The 16,738-nt window shown below is 50.3% G+C and carries 16 protein-coding genes and 1 riboswitch; of the genes, 5 read left to right on the top strand and 11 right to left on the bottom strand.

Going from position 1 to position 16,738, the window contains the following annotated elements; all coding sequences use genetic code 11:
* Positions 1-4: 4 nt before the first annotated feature.
* From BLR06_RS10135 to BLR06_RS10105, 7 genes are read right to left on the bottom strand one after another with little or no spacing between them, the layout of a single operon-like run.
* Positions 5-742 carry an ABC transporter permease gene (locus BLR06_RS10135; protein WP_092072363.1) on the bottom strand — a complete coding sequence of 246 codons (738 nt, stop codon included), beginning with the start codon at positions 740-742 and terminating at the stop codon, positions 5-7.
* Positions 739-1,527, bottom strand: coding sequence for an ABC transporter ATP-binding protein (locus BLR06_RS10130; RefSeq protein WP_245698105.1), 789 nt, complete (start codon positions 1,525-1,527; stop codon positions 739-741). The genes BLR06_RS10135 and BLR06_RS10130 overlap by 4 nt, the downstream gene beginning before the upstream one ends.
* On the bottom strand, positions 1,484-2,290 hold the full coding sequence (locus BLR06_RS10125; RefSeq protein WP_092072357.1) for an ABC transporter ATP-binding protein: 807 nt from the start codon (positions 2,288-2,290) through the stop codon (positions 1,484-1,486). Before BLR06_RS10125 ends, BLR06_RS10130 begins: the two co-directional genes overlap by 44 nt.
* Positions 2,287-3,291, bottom strand: a complete 1,005-nt coding sequence (locus tag BLR06_RS10120; RefSeq protein WP_092072355.1) for a FecCD family ABC transporter permease — start codon at positions 3,289-3,291, stop codon at positions 2,287-2,289. Before BLR06_RS10120 ends, BLR06_RS10125 begins: the two co-directional genes overlap by 4 nt.
* Positions 3,288-4,262, bottom strand: a complete 975-nt coding sequence (locus BLR06_RS10115; protein WP_092072352.1) for an ABC transporter substrate-binding protein — start codon at positions 4,260-4,262, stop codon at positions 3,288-3,290. Before BLR06_RS10115 ends, BLR06_RS10120 begins: the two co-directional genes overlap by 4 nt.
* A 1-nt stretch (position 4,263) precedes the next feature.
* The gene (locus BLR06_RS10110; RefSeq protein WP_245698115.1) at positions 4,264-4,416 is read right to left on the bottom strand and encodes a Com family DNA-binding transcriptional regulator; all 153 of its coding nucleotides are present in this window, start codon (positions 4,414-4,416) and stop codon (positions 4,264-4,266) included.
* A 56-nt stretch (positions 4,417-4,472) separates the two neighbouring features.
* Positions 4,473-5,207 (bottom strand): TonB family protein, encoded by a 735-nt coding sequence (locus tag BLR06_RS10105; RefSeq protein WP_092072346.1) that lies wholly within the window; start codon positions 5,205-5,207, stop codon positions 4,473-4,475.
* A gap of 611 nt (positions 5,208-5,818) precedes the next feature.
* Between BLR06_RS10105 and htpG the strand changes: the two genes are divergently transcribed.
* The gene (htpG, locus tag BLR06_RS10100; RefSeq protein WP_092072343.1) at positions 5,819-7,783 is read left to right on the top strand and encodes a molecular chaperone HtpG; all 1,965 of its coding nucleotides are present in this window, start codon (positions 5,819-5,821) and stop codon (positions 7,781-7,783) included.
* A 257-nt stretch (positions 7,784-8,040) separates the two neighbouring features.
* Here htpG and BLR06_RS10095 read toward each other — a convergent pair whose 3' ends face one another.
* From BLR06_RS10095 to BLR06_RS10085, 3 genes are all read right to left on the bottom strand, one after another.
* Positions 8,041-9,603 (bottom strand): PAS domain S-box protein, encoded by a 1,563-nt coding sequence (locus BLR06_RS10095; protein ID WP_245698104.1) that lies wholly within the window; start codon positions 9,601-9,603, stop codon positions 8,041-8,043.
* Between the two features lie 54 nt (positions 9,604-9,657).
* On the bottom strand, positions 9,658-10,173 hold the full coding sequence (locus BLR06_RS10090) for a V4R domain-containing protein (RefSeq protein WP_092072340.1): 516 nt from the start codon (positions 10,171-10,173) through the stop codon (positions 9,658-9,660).
* Between the two features lie 943 nt (positions 10,174-11,116).
* Positions 11,117-11,201: riboswitch (cyclic di-GMP riboswitch) on the bottom strand.
* 89 nt (positions 11,202-11,290) lie between these two features.
* On the bottom strand, positions 11,291-12,532 hold the full coding sequence (locus BLR06_RS10085; RefSeq protein WP_092072337.1) for an EAL and HDOD domain-containing protein: 1,242 nt from the start codon (positions 12,530-12,532) through the stop codon (positions 11,291-11,293).
* A gap of 242 nt (positions 12,533-12,774) precedes the next feature.
* On the opposite strand from BLR06_RS10085, the gene BLR06_RS10080 reads away from it, so the two are divergent.
* The 4 genes from BLR06_RS10080 (at position 12,775) to BLR06_RS10065 (ending at position 15,947) form a co-directional block, all read left to right on the top strand.
* Positions 12,775-13,704 carry a sensor domain-containing diguanylate cyclase gene (locus BLR06_RS10080; protein ID WP_092072334.1) on the top strand — a complete coding sequence of 310 codons (930 nt, stop codon included), beginning with the start codon at positions 12,775-12,777 and terminating at the stop codon, positions 13,702-13,704.
* A 133-nt stretch (positions 13,705-13,837) separates the two neighbouring features.
* Positions 13,838-14,371 (top strand): hypothetical protein, encoded by a 534-nt coding sequence (locus BLR06_RS10075; protein WP_092072331.1) that lies wholly within the window; start codon positions 13,838-13,840, stop codon positions 14,369-14,371.
* A gap of 303 nt (positions 14,372-14,674) precedes the next feature.
* Positions 14,675-15,268 (top strand): 30S ribosomal protein S4, encoded by a 594-nt coding sequence (gene rpsD, locus BLR06_RS10070; RefSeq protein WP_092072328.1) that lies wholly within the window; start codon positions 14,675-14,677, stop codon positions 15,266-15,268.
* Between the two features lie 28 nt (positions 15,269-15,296).
* A complete protein-coding gene (locus BLR06_RS10065) occupies positions 15,297-15,947 on the top strand; it encodes a hypothetical protein (RefSeq protein ID WP_092072323.1) in 651 nt (216 codons plus the stop codon).
* A 178-nt stretch (positions 15,948-16,125) separates the two neighbouring features.
* On the opposite strand, the gene BLR06_RS10060 is transcribed toward BLR06_RS10065, so the two are convergent.
* Entirely contained in the window at positions 16,126-16,734 is a 609-nt protein-coding gene (locus BLR06_RS10060) for an MptD family putative ECF transporter S component (protein ID WP_092072320.1), read from the bottom strand.
* Between the last annotated feature and the right edge of the window lie 4 nt (positions 16,735-16,738).

The raw sequence follows: 16,738 nt of genomic DNA, 5'->3' as shown, positions 1-16,738 counted from the left end.
TGCATCATTCATCATATTTTTTCAAACCCCTGACGCCCCACAACAGGAAGCCGCCGCCCATTGCCGCCAAAACGGCGGCTTGCCAGGCTGCCTCAAAACTCCAGGTTTCCAGCCGGATCAAATGATTGGCAAGGCTTAACGGCAAGGCCGCTATCAGGGTCTGCAGGATATCGGGAAGATTTTGAATTGGGAAAAAAGAACCGCAGAAAAAAACCATTGGGGTAATAATAAAATTATTAACTAACGATATTTCATCCGGATCATCGACACTCAGCCCAACTGCCAGGCCAAGGGCGGCAAAGCAAAAAGCGGACAAAAACATCCCTGTGACGGCAATGACCGGCAGCGCCGGAACGTCAAACGCCAGCCAGGCCACAGCATAAACCAGTCCTCCCATCATTATACCACGGGATATACCGGCCAGGGCAATACCGCCGGCAATCTGCAGCGCCGATACCGGGCTGAGAATAATGGTTTGAAAGGTCCGGAAGTACAGCCGGCCAACGCTGACAGATAAAGCTGTCTGTTGAAATCCGTTCAGCATTACGGTCAAACTGACAATACCTTTGGTTAAGAACGGCACATAGCCGCCGCTGACCTCAACCCGCGAACCCAGCCCCAGCCCAAAGGCCAGCAGGTAAATTAACGGAAACATAACCGACGAAAAAACATACCCCAGTTTGCCGATCTTCTTCTGCATTAACAGCATTTCCCGCAAATAAACGGCCAACCAGCCACTCATGCCCGTTCCTCCCGGGTTAAACGGAGAAAGGCGCTTTCCAGCGTTGGTTCCCGCCTGTCGCCTCCGGCGGCGCCGGCCATTGCTGTAAGGCCGGCCGGGGTATCGACAGCGACAATCCGACCGGCCTTCAATAAGGCTATCCGGCCGCAAAGACGTTCAGCTTCTTCCAGATAGTGCGTGGTCATGAAAATTGTTTTGCCAGCTGCTGCCAGCTGTCTGATCATAACCCAAAGCTCCTGCCTGACATCCGGGTCAAGCCCCACGGTCGGTTCATCCAGCAGCAGCAATTGCGGCCCGCCCAGCAAAGCTCTGGCAATCAATAGCCTGCGGGCCATTCCGCCGGACAAAACGCCCACCTGCTTGCCGCGCATTTCCCCCAGGCTAAATTCCTCAATGACCCTTTCCAGCCTCTGGCGGGGCTTTGCCAGGCCATACAATCTCGCATAGGCCAGCAAGGCTTCCTGAACGGTAAATTCGCGTTCCAGGTTGTTCTCCTGAGGCACCAGGGCAATCAGGTGTTTCAGCTCCGGCCGTTCACCACTTGCGTCCCTGCCGTACAGCCTGAGTTCGCCCGAGTCAGGCCGGCTCAACCCGGCGACAATTTTCATTAAGGTGGTCTTTCCTGCGCCATTGGGGCCAAGCAGACCAAAAATTTCACCTTTGCCGACCGTTAAAGAAATGTCCTTTAACACCAGCTGCCGACGATACTGCTTGCAAAGCCGGTGTAAATACAGAGCGGCGTCAGGCTCCCTGGGGCAGGCAGCTGTCATGAGGGAAACAGACAAGATGTGAACTACCTCCTTGCTCAATGGCCATTACCGTTGCTTCAACCCCGTATAAAGCCTTTAGGTTTTCAGCAGTAAATATCTCGGGCACAGAACCGTCGGCGAAAATCCGGCCGTCTTTAACCGCAATCAGTCTCTGACTGAACCGGGCCGCGTGATTTAAGTCATGCAATACCATGACAACGGTAAGCCGCCTGTCCTGATGAAGGCTGCGCACCAGCTTCATTAACTCCAGCTGGTGGTGGATATCAAGATAAGTTGTCGGTTCATCCAATAATAATATCCGGGGCTGCTGGGCCAGCGCCATGGCCAGCCAGGCCCGCTGACGCTCACCGCCGGACAGGCTGTCCAGGCGGCGGTGCAGCATTTTTTCCATGCCGGTGGCCGCCAAGGCAGCAGCGATGCAGGCCTCGTCTTCCGTTGATATTTGCTCAAACATGCGCTGATAGGGCATACGCCCATAGGCCACCAGATCACAGACCGTCATATCCCCCGGCGCCTGAACCGACTGCGGCAATATCGCCATGGTTTTGGCCACCTCCCGCGGCGGCAATTGATGAATGTCCCTGCCGTTAAGCAAAACGCAGCCGGCCAGGGGCGTCAGCAAACGGCTTAACGCTTTCAACAGTGTGGATTTGCCTGAACCGTTCGGCCCGATAATAGAGATAATCTCCGGCTGATCTATGGCCAGCTGCATTTGTTCAATAATCACTTTGCCCCCGTAGCCAAGTTTAACGCCTTTAGCCTCAAGCGTATCATTCATCGTTTCATCCCCTTCCGCAATAAATAAATGAAGAATGGCGCTCCCAGAAAAGCCATAAATATGCCTACCGGGACTTCCACCGGGCTAAATGCCGTACGGGCGACAGTATCTGCCGCCACGACCAGCGTAGCGCCCAGAATGGCTGCGCAGGGCATTAAATATTCAAAATCCGAGCCGACCAGCATCCGCGTAATATGGGGAATGATAAGTCCCACAAAGCCCAGCAGGCCCGCCACGCTGACCGCTGAAGCCGCCAGCAGGGCCGCCAGAATGACCAGGCAAACTCTGGCCCTTTCCACCCTAATTCCCAGACCTTTGGCCACTTCATCGCCTAACTGCAGGGCATTCAGATAACGGTAAGACAGCATCGCGCCCACAATGCCCGCTATACTGTAAGGCAGGATCATCCGGACATGATTCCAGCTGCGCCCCTGAAAGCCTCCGGCCATCCAGTTGACAGTCCCCTGAATTTTATCGGAATGAAAAACCATCAGGGCGCTCATCCCCCCGCCAAAAAAGGCGGCCAGAGCCACTCCCGCCAGGATTAAGCGCAGCGGCTGCACCCCCCTGTCCCAGGACAACATAAAAACAATGCCCGCCGCAGCCAGTGCTCCGGCAAAAGCAACCGCCGGTACCAGCGCCGTGAGTCCCGGCCATAAAATCATCACCGACATCGCCGCCAGGCCAGCTCCGGCTGATACGCCGATAATCCCCGGGTCAGCCAGTGGATTGCGCAGCACGCCCTGCAAAATGCAGCCGGCCAGGGCCAGGTTTATGCCGGTTAAAGCACTCACCAGCACACGCGGCGCCCGGATATTATAGATAATCTGGTAAGCTTCATTGCCGGTAGGAGCAACAAAAGCGTTCCAGATCTCATTCGCGCCGACCGGCACTGCGCCCACTCTGATCCCAATGACCAGCGCCGCCGCCAGCGCCGCCAGGCCGGTTATACTGACCGCCGCCCGCCAGGTTCCGCGGGGATCTGTCGCCAATGCCCTCACTTTTCAGCCACCTCCGGATAAAGGAATCCGGCCAAAATTGACATTGCCTCGCCAACCTGAGTACCGGGATTTACGACGAACAAGTGCTGGGGCAGCATGTGCACCTGATTGTCCTGCACTGCTTTCAGACCGCTCCAGGCCGGATGGCCTGTCAGATCCTGCTTTAATTTAGCGCTTACTTTTGGGTCCGGACTGAGAGCAATTAAAAAAATCATATCCGGATTTTCCTTGGCAATAAACTCCATGTTTAAAGGTACATAGCCCAATTGCGCATTGCTCAGATTATACTGGCCGGCAACATTGACAGCCCCCAGACGCTTGACCAGATCCCCGTTGAAACTGCTGTCTGTCGCCATATGGAAGCTCTCCGGCGAGCCCCATACCATCACAACTTTAGGCGCCGGGCGATTTTTTCCGGCTGAAATGAGCTGCTCATAACGGGACTCAATGGCTGCAATCCGTTTAGCCGCCTTGTCCGGCTGGCCGGACAAATCGCCGTAAAAGCGCAGCGTATCAAGGATGTTCTGATAATTGTCGACCGATTGCAGCAGAACGGGAATACCCGCTTTATCCAGCAACGGCAGCAACTGGTGATGAAACGGCATGTTTACCCCTAAAATCAAATCAGGGTTTAAGGCAATAATTTGCTCGATATTGGGGTTAGGCGCAACCCCCACTGCGGGAACTGACTGAACGGCTGCTTTGACCTCAGCAGGCAGGGCTTCAGTGCTGGGCCGCCCCACTGCTGTTCCGCCGGCGGCATAAAACAATTCCAGATTTGAGGCGTTTAGCACAACTACCCGCTGGGGCCGCCGCGGGATTTCGACTTGCCGGCCGGCGCTGTCGGTGACAAGGTAGCGGTCGGACTGCCGCGCTGCCGGCTGCGACTGGTCTTTGAGTAAAAATAAGCCGCTGGCACCCAATAGTAATACAAGGATCACACCTGTAATTCTGCTTAACTTGAAGCTCATTCTAAACCTCGCTTCCGCGTGTTTCACGGCATTTATTTTTCCTTCGCTGTTTACGTCCTCCCACCATTTGTACCGTTTTGCAGCGCGGGCATTTAATTTCAACTTCCTCGACAATTCCGCAAAATAATAACCGCCCGCACCGCCGGCAGCGCACTTCCGACAGCTTTGATTTTAAAAATACAATCTTTTTATATTGTGTTTCCACCTTGATCACTCCAGTTGATATGCTATGGGAATATTCATGGCAATTGCCCGGCCAGCGTGATGCGGGAAAGGGCAAACCCGCCGTACCAGGGCCAGCGCCGCTTCATCCAGCGCCGCCACACCGGAGGAATGCAGCACGCGCGCACCGGCCAGTTCGCCGGCCGCTGTCAGCCGCACTGCTACGGTCACTGTCCCTTCCTGGCCCCGCCGCCTGGCAATATACGGATAATCCTTGCGTTTTTCGATTGCCTGCAAAAAGGCATTCACAATTCCGCTGATTTCCTGACTTCCGGCAGAACGTACGCCGGGCTTTCCGGTCACAGCGGCCTGACTTCCCGAACCGGACGAAGGCAGCGCTGTTTCTCCTATCGCCCGGCCCTGGGCTTCTCCTTCGCCTCCCGCCAGGCCAGCCGACGTTGCCGCTGCCAGCGCAGGTTCAACGCCGGCCGGCTCTGGCCCCGCTTTGGGCCCGGCCACTGGCCGGGCCTCCCTGGCCGCAATCCGGCTCGGACTTACCGCGGGCGGACTGACAGAACGCTCCGGAACAGCGCCGCTGTCCTGCGCCGGCCGGCCGGCGACGGCAGCCCGGCTCCCGGTTTCAGTAAGCTCAATTGCAATGAATTCTTCCGGCAATTGCCGGTGATCTATATTTTCCAACATGACTGCCAGCAACAGGATCGCTAATAAATGAACCATGCAGGAAACGCTGAAGGCTTTTTTCCAACACGTTTGATAAGTCATTACATCACCTCACTTCGCCTTGTCTTCCTGCCTGAAAATAAATAAAAACCCCGTGCGCATATACTGACACGGAGCTCTGGGCTCTCTGGGCGCCTAGCTGCGCCCGATAGTATTATCAGGCAAGCTAGTGTCTTGACAAAGTTAAATCTTAGCTTAGCCAGCGTAGATTTTTTCGCACTGCTGCGTTGTCGTCAGTCGGCATACTCCCGGTATGCCTCCTTCCTCCGCCTTGCATTGCAAAAAGATCTACACTGTCTAATCCTAATTCACAACTTTTGCCAAGACATTAAGTACAACAGCTGCATTGCAAATGCTGATATTTAGTTAAAGTATATTGATAATAGTTATCAAAGTCAATGGCTTTTTTTAAAAATCTTGTTTTTTTAAAAAAATTGCAGTATTTTATGCAATATGCCGATTGATTTTAATCTCACTCTTCGGTATTATAAAGTTAGCACTCATGTCTCAGGAGTGCTAACAACACTTCTACTCCGCAGCACGTCCGGTACAGATCAGCCTTAAAACCGTGTGTCATCAGTACCCGCAGGATTAGCGCCGCTGCGCTGCCGGGCGCGCCTGGGATAAACAGCTATTATTTAGGAGGTTTTTTTATGACTGCTGAAAGTACAGCCAAAGAAACACGGCAATTTCAGGCCGAAACCAAACAATTGTTAGATCTGATGATTCACTCCATTTATACGAACCGGGAAATTTTCTTGCGGGAACTCATTTCCAACGCCTCGGACGCCATTGATAAAATTCGTTTTGATTCCATTACGAACGAAGCCCTGCTGGAGGGAAACGCCGATTTTGAAATTTTCCTGCTGCCTGATGAACAAACCAAAACACTGACCATTTCCGATAACGGAATTGGCATGACTTACGATGAAGTTATTGAGAATATCGGCACAATCGCCAAATCGGGCACCAAAGCCTTTTTGGCCAAAATGCAGGAAAATGCGGCGGCGCCGGACAGTGATCTGATTGGTCAATTTGGCGTAGGCTTCTACTCGGCATTTATGGTCGCCAAAAAAGTCACGCTGATCACCCGCGCCCCGGGACAAGCCAAAGGCGTTCGCTGGGAATCAACGGGAGACGGTACTTATACCATTGAGGAATGCGATAAAGAAACCCGCGGCACTATCCTTCTTTTGGAATTACAGGACGAGTACACCAATGCTGAACATCCGGCGGAGAATTATCTAAACCGCTTCACATTACAAAACCTGGTAAAGAAATATTCCGATTATATTCGCTATCCCATCAAAATGAATTTTATCAAAGAAGAAAAACCGCTGGATGATGAAGGCAAGCCAATAGAAGACGCCGAGCCAAAGCAAACCACTGAAGTCCGGACGTTAAACTCGCTTACGCCGCTTTGGACAAAAAATAAAAACCAGATTACACCGGAGGAATACCATAAATTATACAAGGATTTATTCCACGACTGGGAAGACCCGCTGGAAATTATCCACTCCAAAGTCGAAGGAGCTGTCGAATACACCACCGTACTATTTATCCCTGCGCATGCCCCGTTTGATTTTTATCAGCGCGAGGCCACTTCCGGAATCCGCCTGTATTCAAAAAACGTGTTTGTCATGGACAACTATAAAGACCTGCTGCCGGAGCACCTGCGATTTGTCCGCGGCCTGGTCGACTCGCCGGATTTTTCCCTGAACATCTCCCGTGAACTGCTGCAGCATAGCGCCCAATTAGCTAAAGTCGGGAAAAATCTGGAAAAAAGCATCCTCAAAACACTGGAAACCATGCTGAATAAGGACCGTGACAAATACAAGAAGTTTTGGCAGGAATATGGACGGGCTTTGAAAAGCGGTGTGTATTCCGACTTTAACAGCCGGGAAAAATTGCAGGACTTGCTGCTTTTCCCCTCTTCCAAGTCGGATGAGCTGGTTTCCCTGAGCGACTATGTCAGCCGGATGATTGAGGGACAAACAGTTCTTTATTACGCAACAGGCAAAGACCGTTCCTCTGTCGAGCAGTTGCCGCAAATGGAGCTGTTGCGTGAAAAGGGCATTGAAGTGCTCTATCTGTTTGACCGGGTCGATGAATTTGCCATTGATGCCCTTAACCAGTACAAAGAAAAAAAATTTCAGTCCATCAGCCGCGGCGATCTAAAACTGGATGATATTGATAAAGACGCCGAGAAACCGGAAACTGAAGCCCTGACCACAGAACATAAGCCGCTGCTTGACAGCATTAAAGAAAAACTTACCGGAAAAATCTCCGAAGTCAAGATCAGCAGCCGCTTAAAAACCAGTCCGGTCTGCCTGGTCAGCGGCGACAACGGCATTAGCCTGTCAATGGAACAGATTTTATCCGAAATGGATCAAAAAACTTTCAAAGCGCAACGAATTCTGGAGCTGAATCCCAGCCACGAAATCTTTGCGGCAATCAAGCGGTTGCATGAAACCCAGCCTGACTCAGCCGCGTTTCAAGATTATTGCGAGCTGTTATATGGCCAGGCCCTGCTGGCGGAAGGCCTGATCCCCGAAGATCCGATCAGCTTCGCCAGAAAAGTATCCGCTCTCATGGCCCAAGCAGGCCCGGCAAAGTAACCCCGGGGCTTTCTTCCCGGCGGCTTTCCGACAGCCGAACTTCATGACAATGGGGCTGCTGCAATAGAGCGCTGCCGGCAACCAAAGACGGCAACTCGGCAATGGCTGAGAGCCGTGTTCAAAAGGGAGACAGGTCCCTCGCTTGCAAAAGCAAACAAGGGACCTGTCCTTTTGTTTTGTTTTAAGCCTTAAGTATCACCGAGAAGCGGGAGATCCGGGCCTTGCGACAGCTCCGTTGTCTCAGACAGTTCCAACAGCTAATTTGCTGCAATCTTCAGCAGGTGCAAAGCAGTGCCCAGCGCCAGTCTGGTTTCGGCGGAATCCAGGGAAACCTGCAAAATATGTTCAATTCGCTGTTTACGGAATACGATCGTCTTATAATGCAAGAAGATCTCCTCAGACACTTCTTTCAGGCTATGGCCTGACAATATCCTATCCAGGGTAAAAACCAGTTCGGCGCCATTGGCCTGATCATAGGCAATCAAAGGCCCCAGCGTCCGTTCAATAAACAGCCTTGCTTCGGTAGTATCATACAAATTTGCCAGTACCTGGTACACGCCGCAATCCTCAAAGTGATAAACAGGCTTATCCGGGGCTATCGCCCGGCCAGCCATTACCGCCGCCCGGGCATGCTGAAAGCGCTGGGCAAAGGACGCCAGGGCTTCAAAATGATCGGCAATGCCCACTCTAACCTGCAGACGGGGAAAGGCCGTCAGAACCCGCTGAATATGACGTCCGGCCTCGGCCATTTCCCCGGCCTTGCGACTGGCGGACAAATTAGCCGGCTGCACTATCCCAATACCGCCCGCCGCTTCCCAGGCAATGGTTGTGCAATCTTTTGTATTGAGAATATCCAGAATAGTATCAATGATTCTTTGCCGGTATTGCAAGGATTCGATATCGTCAGTGCCAGAGCCGGCAAACTCCAATCGCATAAAATACACTGACAACTGCCTGGGAAGCTGAATGCCAAGCTGCAAAGCCCGGGTATACGTTTGCGCCTCCGGTACGGCGGCCTGCTGAAGCAGTTGATTAAAAAACTCATTACGCTGCCGGCGCAGATAAGAGCGCTGCAGCAAATTTTCCGTTAATTTGCGTTCGGTGATATTTCGGGTCACACACAAAAATCCCGAAAACTCGCCGCCGGCCGTCTTAGCAATACTGATCAGCGATTCCATCCAGATAAGTTTACCGTTTTTACAACGTTGCTCTAATTCAATCAATTCCGTTGTAATATCAGCCGGTTCGCTCTGCGCCTGTAGTTTGCGCAACGCCGCTTCCATAGCCGGCAGCACCCGTTCCGGCAAAGGCAGCCGGCAAAATTCATCCGGTGTATAGCCTAACAGCTTTTCTACCGATGGACTGACATAACTTACCTGCATCCGGGCGTCCATCAGTAAAATAACGTCATCCGTATTTTCAGCAATTAACCGGTATTTTTGTTCACTTTCCCGCAGGGCCTGGACATACTTTCTTTCGTTTTCCTCAGCTTGCTCCAGACGCTTAATCATGGTATTAAAGGCTACCGAAAAATCCCCCATAAAAACCACCCGCTGGTTATAATCGCCCGAAGCAACGGTAGCAGCCTGCCAGGTTAGGTGACGAAGGTTCGCCTGCAACGCTTTCAAAGCGCCTGCCCAGTAACCCTTGATTTCCAGATTCCGCGATAAATCCCCGTTGGAAATTACGTGGGTAAACTCCCGGATTGCGATAAATTCTTCGATCATTTTACGAATTGACTGATATTCCTGACTGTCCAGTTGGGAAGGCGCACCCCTTTTCTGCAGTAACTCACTCAACAGCACAGCAATTCTGTCCACAATATAGTCCTCCCCCAACTCTATCCCTTTCAAATGATCGCCCAGCTTTGGGCCTCAGGGAATCATTTCCACAGAAAACCGGCAGGTACGATCACCGGTGCACCAACAATCAATTTCCCTGACATTGAACCTTTTTCCGCTGAAGCCTTCGAACAAGCCTGCAATAAAGCCTTCATCATACACGCATAATACAAAATCCAGCTCCGGCAGCCCCGAACAATCCAAATCCTCAAATACGCTTAGAATGAACTTGCCCTTGTCCGGATCCGCACTTTCCACCCTCAAGATGCCAATTTTCTTTTCCACTAAGATTTCCTGTAATCGTTTAATAAAATCATTAAAGTTGGCGGCTTCCTTAATCACATTCTGATAAAACTGGCGACCGGCCAGTAACCCCGCTTCAAAAAATAATTGATCGCATTTTTCCGTGCCAAAATTTACTTCCAGAACATCCCGGAAACAATATTGCATCAGGCGGTAAACCTCAGTACTGACCATTGGACCAAGATTAGGCCGGCCTGCATTGATATCCCCCAGCAAATCCCAGGAAAAGCCATATTTTCTTGCCATTTGACAAAATCCCCTCTTTTCTAACAATAATCTATCTTCTTTATCCCCAAGCCATTTCCTGCTTGACTTGGGCATTATTCCCTGCCGTAAATCACGTAAAGACAACCCTCTGCAGCCGGCAGAGTGTTGCCTTTCGGCGGTTAAAGCATACCGCTTTCCTTATGTCAATGCAAGTGCTGGCTGGACTTATCTCCATCAACGTCATTGATATCCGTTCCCGAATCAGCTTCAATTAGTTTACCGCCGCAGAGTTCACACGGCTTGTCAATATTACTCGCACTGTACCATTCAGAATTACATGATAAGCAAACAAATTTTTTCATATCAATTCACCATATCTTCCAGTGACAATCCTATTGGCTTACTTCAATATAACAATTGAAGCATGGACAGTTGTTGTTTCTAATCAGCTGATCAATCGACATTCTAGAATTTAATTTATTATCACACATAAATCCAATGAATTCTATGGCTGCCAAAACCAATGTTTGGACAAAAAATGACCGACCGCTTATCCCGCATAGATAAACCGTCCAAAAGCCTGGCTTTAAGCTCCGGGATTGCCCGCCCGCAAGCTGCGACGGACGATAGCAAAGATTTACTTCCGGTTAAGCCTAAAGGCCTGCGATCACGCAGGCCTTTATATGGACCGACTTAGCTTAACTGGATAAATTTTTTATTAGTACCAGGCACCGCATAAATTCTGAGATTAGATTGCGCGGATTTTTTGCCTTAAGTTTAAATTTATTTAGTGTTTTTCCAGTTCTTCCACCGTAGCCTCAAGCTTTTTACTGGCCGCTGTACGCACTCCAATGATGCCGGCCGGTAAAATTGTCATACCACAAACAGAACGGTTGTTTTACTTAGTAAACTTTTTTTATTCTGCATCAAAACCCAGCTCCTTTTCCGAATATACAAAAATAAACACCAGGCTGCAATCAACGATTGCAGCCTGGCAGTCATCAACAACTGTTTTTAGACCCATAGCTTTGCGTCCCTGGCTTTCGCTAGGTTTGCCCGTAATTCTTTTATGCTAATTTTATTTCTTTTCTCGATTGATGGAAATAATCCTTCCGGCTGTTAAAAACTTTTAAAAACAAACAAGGCTTGCCGGTAGTCAAACACCCGTTCCGTCAGGCTGGTGAAGCCCCTGTACCTCTGCACTGCCAATCGCAATTAGAGCATTTAAGTATAAACCCGGCAGTTCGGCCTCATCCAGTCCCAGTTTTTCGGCGCAGCAAAAAATTTCATTCCATTCCGCCCGTTCATAGGCAATACACAGGTTAAGAATGTCCCGGTAAATATTGCTGTCGCCAAGCAGCGCCGCTTTGATTTCTTTTTTTAATGGCAATTCCGTCAGAATCTCATCCATCGGCTGATCGAGAACAGCATCCATGAGGGACAGTTGTCCGGCCAGGAAGGCATCGGCGCTTGCCGGGCCAAGCTTAAGCTGCCTGGCAATCAGTTCCCCGAAATGAGCCCTAAGCTGCGTAGCCCGGATCAGCTCCGGCGGTTTATCCTGGCCCATTTCGCGCAAAGCAATCAGTGACGACCATTTCTGCAGCTCGCGCTGGCCTAAAAGGATGAGGGCATGACGAATGGACCTGACTTCCTCCCTGAGTCCAAATGCCGATGAATTGATGTATTTTAACAGCTGGTAAGAAAAAGCCAGTTCTTCCTTAATTACGGCTTCCACCTGACTTAAATCCAGCACAGTGCTATTCACAGTCTTCAATAGCTGAAAAGCCGCCAAGCGGCCAAATGGAATGCCTTTACGGGCAATAATCACCGGCTTGCTAAAAAAGTATCCCTGAAAATAACTGTAACCGCCGTCGTAAGCTTCCTGAAAATCCTGCTGGGTTTCCACCTTCTCGGCCAAAAACCTCAAATTGCGCCGGCCAAACCGCTGGATGACCGCCGCCCGTTCCCCTGCTTTGGTCAGCATAAAATCAACCTTAATAATATCAGCCAGTCCAATTAGCGGCTCATAGCCGGGCCGGAACACAAAATCGTCAAGCGCCAGCACATACCCCTGCCTTTTCAACAATCTACAGGCTTCAATTACCCTGCGGTCAGGCTCAACCGTTTCCAGGATCTCGACAGCTACCATGTCCGGCGGCAGCAGTTCGGCAATGCCGCTGGTTATCCCGTTGGCGGTGAAATTGATAAAAGCCCGTTTGCCATTTGTCAACACATCCATGCCGATATTGAGAAAACTGTTTACAATTAACTCTTCAGTGGCTTTATCGCCGTCGCTGCTGTCATAGGCCTGGCGGTTTTCCCTTCTGAACAGCAATTCATAAGCAATGACGCTGCGTTTGAAATCAAAAATAGGCTGGCGGGCAACAAATAAATTCATCTGACGCGCTCCTTACCGCCCGGTTGCATTTAACCAGACCGCTGATTTTATAAGTTGTATTAGTTACTTTCATTATACAGCATTCCCCTGCTTCTACAATCTATTTCTTACTCCGACAAGCAGCCATGATCCGCCTTTACCGTATTACGGCAGCTTAAAAAAGGATTATTGCCAAAGCCAAAGAATATTAACAGCGAATGTTGGCCGCCCGGCAATTAGAAATTATGGAGGCAAAATAAATTATGGAAACCTTTCTGCTACAGCCCGAAAATATTCTCGACATTCTGAACCATTCCTATGAAGGCGTATTTATTGTTGACAAACACAAAACGGTTATTTACTGGAATCCGGCGGCGGAAAAAATTTCGGGGTACCTTGCCGGCGAGGTCCTCGGCCAACGCTGCTGTGAAAAAGCGCCCGTACCTGCCGGCGATAACGGCTTGTGCGATCATGCTCTTTTCCTGCCTGTCGGCTCTGACCGAAAAGTATATAAAGCTGAGGGCTGCATAACCCATAAGGCAGGACATCAGGTACCGGTTTCTTCCCGGGTCATCCCGCTTTATCAGCAAAATGACTGTATCGGGTTTGTTAAATTATTCCGCGATAATTCCCCGCGTGAAACGCTGATGAAAGAATTGGTCAGTCTCCATGACCGCGCCACCATTGATTCGCTTACCGGACTTCGCAACAGAAGGTATGCCGAAATGGCGCTGAATGCCAAGCTGGAGGAAATCAGGGCAGATGGCATTCCTTTCGGCGTATTGTTTATTGATATCGACCATTTTAAAACCATTAACGACACCTATGGGCATGATATCGGCGATATGGTGCTGCAGATGCTGGCCAGAACGCTGCTCATGAACACCCGTCAGCATGATGCTGTTGTCCGGTGGGGCGGTGAGGAAATCATTGCCATTATCGTCAGTCCCAACATTCAGCGCAAGCTGTATCTGATTGCGAATAAACTCCGCCAGCTTATCCAGCAATCAATGCTCCCGCTGGATGACGGCCGGACGATCAGTGTCTCGGTTTCCATTGGCGCTACGGTTGCTTTGCCCGCCGATACGGCCGACAGTTTAATCAAACGGGCCGATCAATTGATGTATCTGGCCAAAAAATCGGGCCGGAATTGCGTTAAAATGGACGGGTTAATTTTTACGGGACAGGAATAAACCAGCCTCTTAGGCTGTCTTTCCACCGGACGCGATGTAAATGCCAGCCGGTAAACAGCCGAAAAAAAGGATGCGCCTTAAATGCAGCGAACTACCATACAAATAAGGAAAAACAATGTAAAGGATGTCTGCCATGCCTACCGCGCCTACGCCCCCTTATAAACCAACCTTGCCGACAGCGCCTACCGTCGCTCCGGCAGCCTCCGGTTCCAAGCCGGCCAGTCAGCCGGCCGCTGCTCCCGCTGCCGGTTGGACTGCGCCGGTGAACCGGGACAGTTCAGCGCCATCAACCGCCTCGCCGGAAAAACCCCCGGCCGATCCGCCGCAGCCGCCGCCATTTCCTGCCGTCAGCTCCACTGACGGGACGGCTGATGTACCTGCGGAAACTGCGCTTCCCGCAGGATTGAGGGACACAGCCGCAGCAACCCTCAAAGACAGCCAGTCTCCGGCCGCGTACCAGCTTTCCGGGTCGGTTTACACAGTGCTGCTGGGCGTCGTCGTCCTTGTTGCTGTTGTACTAACCGGAAAACGCCTATGGAAAAGCAGCGCCGCCGCCAAACCGACAAAGGCTCCGGCCAACAATAAAACCGCCCCTCAAACCATTGTCAAACCGCCGTCCCAGGATACCGGGCCAAAAACCAAAGGTAATTTTGAGGTTCGTATCTGACGAACAGAGAAGTGTTTTCCATAAAAACAGCGCCTATCGGTAAGGTTTATGGGCCGGACGATATTGAAATTCATTATCATCAATGTTATAATACATACAGATGAAAATACACTAGTAGTCCGCCAAGTCTAAAGCGATAGGATGAATTGCGCGAAATTTTTCGCTCAGCGAGGCGAAGGAGCCGCGCATCTCGGACATATGAAAGGCGACGCCAACGAAGCTGGGCGGAAAATCTCGCGTCAAGAACACTGTGGATTTAGGCTTAGTGGACTACTAATATTGGTAAAGGAAGGTTTTAGCTAAATGGCAACAAGAAGAGAACCGCGTTTCAAATTATGCCGCAGGTTTGGCGTTAATATCTTTGGTCATCCCAAGGCAATGAACAGAGCCACGAAAGACACGAACCGGCCAGGCCGGAAAACGTCTGAATACGGCTTGCAGCTTCTGGAGAAACAGAAGATAAAGGCTTATTACGGCATATTGGAAAAGCAGTTTGTCCGTTATTTAAAAAATGCCAAGAAAAGTAAGGAAGTTACAGGCACGGCTTTATTAAAAGCCCTCGAATGCCGTCTGGATAATCTGGTCTACCGGATTGGGTTTGCCATTTCCATTCGCCAGGCCCGCCAAATGGTCAGCCACGGATGTATCCTGGTCAATGGCAAACGGGTTGATATCCCTTCGGCGGCGGTAAGCGTCAATGATGTCATCTCCCTGAAGGAGCAGCACCGCAGCAACGAATTGTTCAGTTCCAATTTTCTGGAGTTGAAATCTTTTGATTTGCCTTATATTGAAAAAGACTTTGACAATTTCAGCGGTAAATTAGTCAGATACCCGATGCGTGAAGAAATTCCAGTGGAAGTGAATGAAATTTTGGCAATTGAACTGTATTCCAAATAATTGGCAACGCTTGCAAGGAGTTGAGGCCATGTGCAAATATCATCACCATCTGTATTGGGAAAATCTTCTGGCCAAACGCACCAAGCCCTGGCAAAGCTGCTTTGTGCCCTTTGAGTCTGTCCATGAGGCGATCTTTATCAATACGGTTATCGTTGATTATCAGCGCAATACTCTGGACAATGACTGGTCCTGTCATTCTGACATCAAGTCATTGTTAGGGTTTATTCAATATCTGCATCTTCCTTTGGCGTTTTACTATACCATTCATCAGGATAACGACGACTTGTTCTTTCCCGTCTGCTCCACCGGCGATTTTATTGAATATGTCCGGGAATCAGGTTCGGCTCATGCGCAGGTGATGGAAGAGGCGCTGCAAGACATCGACAGTTACTGGAAGCTGGATAACCTTTCATGCCTGAACAGCCTGAAAGATTTCTGCGCCCGGTTTAACCGCTTGTGGTCGGGGGACAAGTATATTCTGAACATGAATGTATTTGCCAATACCTTCGAAATTGCCCAGTTTTTAATTGAACGTAATGAATTTCCGGAAGTATTTGAAGAGGATACCGGCTTAACCACCGAGCAACTGCTGCATATGTGCGACAACTTTTATAACGAAAGGTTTATGCAGAAAAATTTCGTTAAAATCTTAAATCATAAAATTGGCTGCGTGATATAAACCGGAGGGACCGTTGCGGAAATACGCCCGCAAAAACAACAGGCGGCGCCCGGCAGCGGGCCGGAATATGTCTTTGTCGTAAAAAATATGGGGGGCAGGTACACTGTTTGCTTTGCAAACAGTGTACCTGCCCCCCATATTTTACGCCGTTTTAGGCAAAACCGTCAGGTTTGATGGATCAGCCGGCTTTGGCGAAGTGCTTATGCAGCAGCTTATGCCCCCATAAGCTGCCCAGAATGGCGGAACCGGCGGTGGCAAGCAGAATTCCGGCCAAGGCCGGCGGGCTGAGAATCGCCAGCATGCTTTCCAGATAGGCGGAGTCCACGCCCCTCGCCAATTGGAATTCCAGATAGGCCTTATGCATAAAAACCATTGGAAAATATCCGCCAGCCACAAAGCCGGCCATGATCGACGCAAACCCGGCCGCCTTGCCCCAAAAAGAGTTTCGCCCGATCCCGCGGAACAGAAGCTCGGCAATCATTCCGGCTCCGGTCATGCAAAGTAAAAAAAACGCCATATTTCCCGCAGCTACCATAAAAATGCCAAGAATTGCGCCGCTGATCAAAAACACGCCGTTTGCCGGAGCCTTGGTCACCATGAAGAAATAAATGATGCCGCCGGGCAAAGCCAATAGCACCGGCATAATCAACGCAACCGCGGGAACCAGGGTTGTCATGAAGCTTAAGCTTAACCCCACGGCAAAAAACACGGCAATAAAAACGGCGTTGAAAATACCGATGGTAATGAGCGCCTGAACTGCCTTATGGTTATTGTCCATATTTAACATACAA

The organism is Dendrosporobacter quercicolus, from assembly GCF_900104455.1.
GTDB lineage: Bacteria > Bacillota > Negativicutes > DSM-1736 > Dendrosporobacteraceae > Dendrosporobacter > Dendrosporobacter quercicolus.
This window is presented reverse-complemented; position numbering and strand designations above follow the sequence as displayed.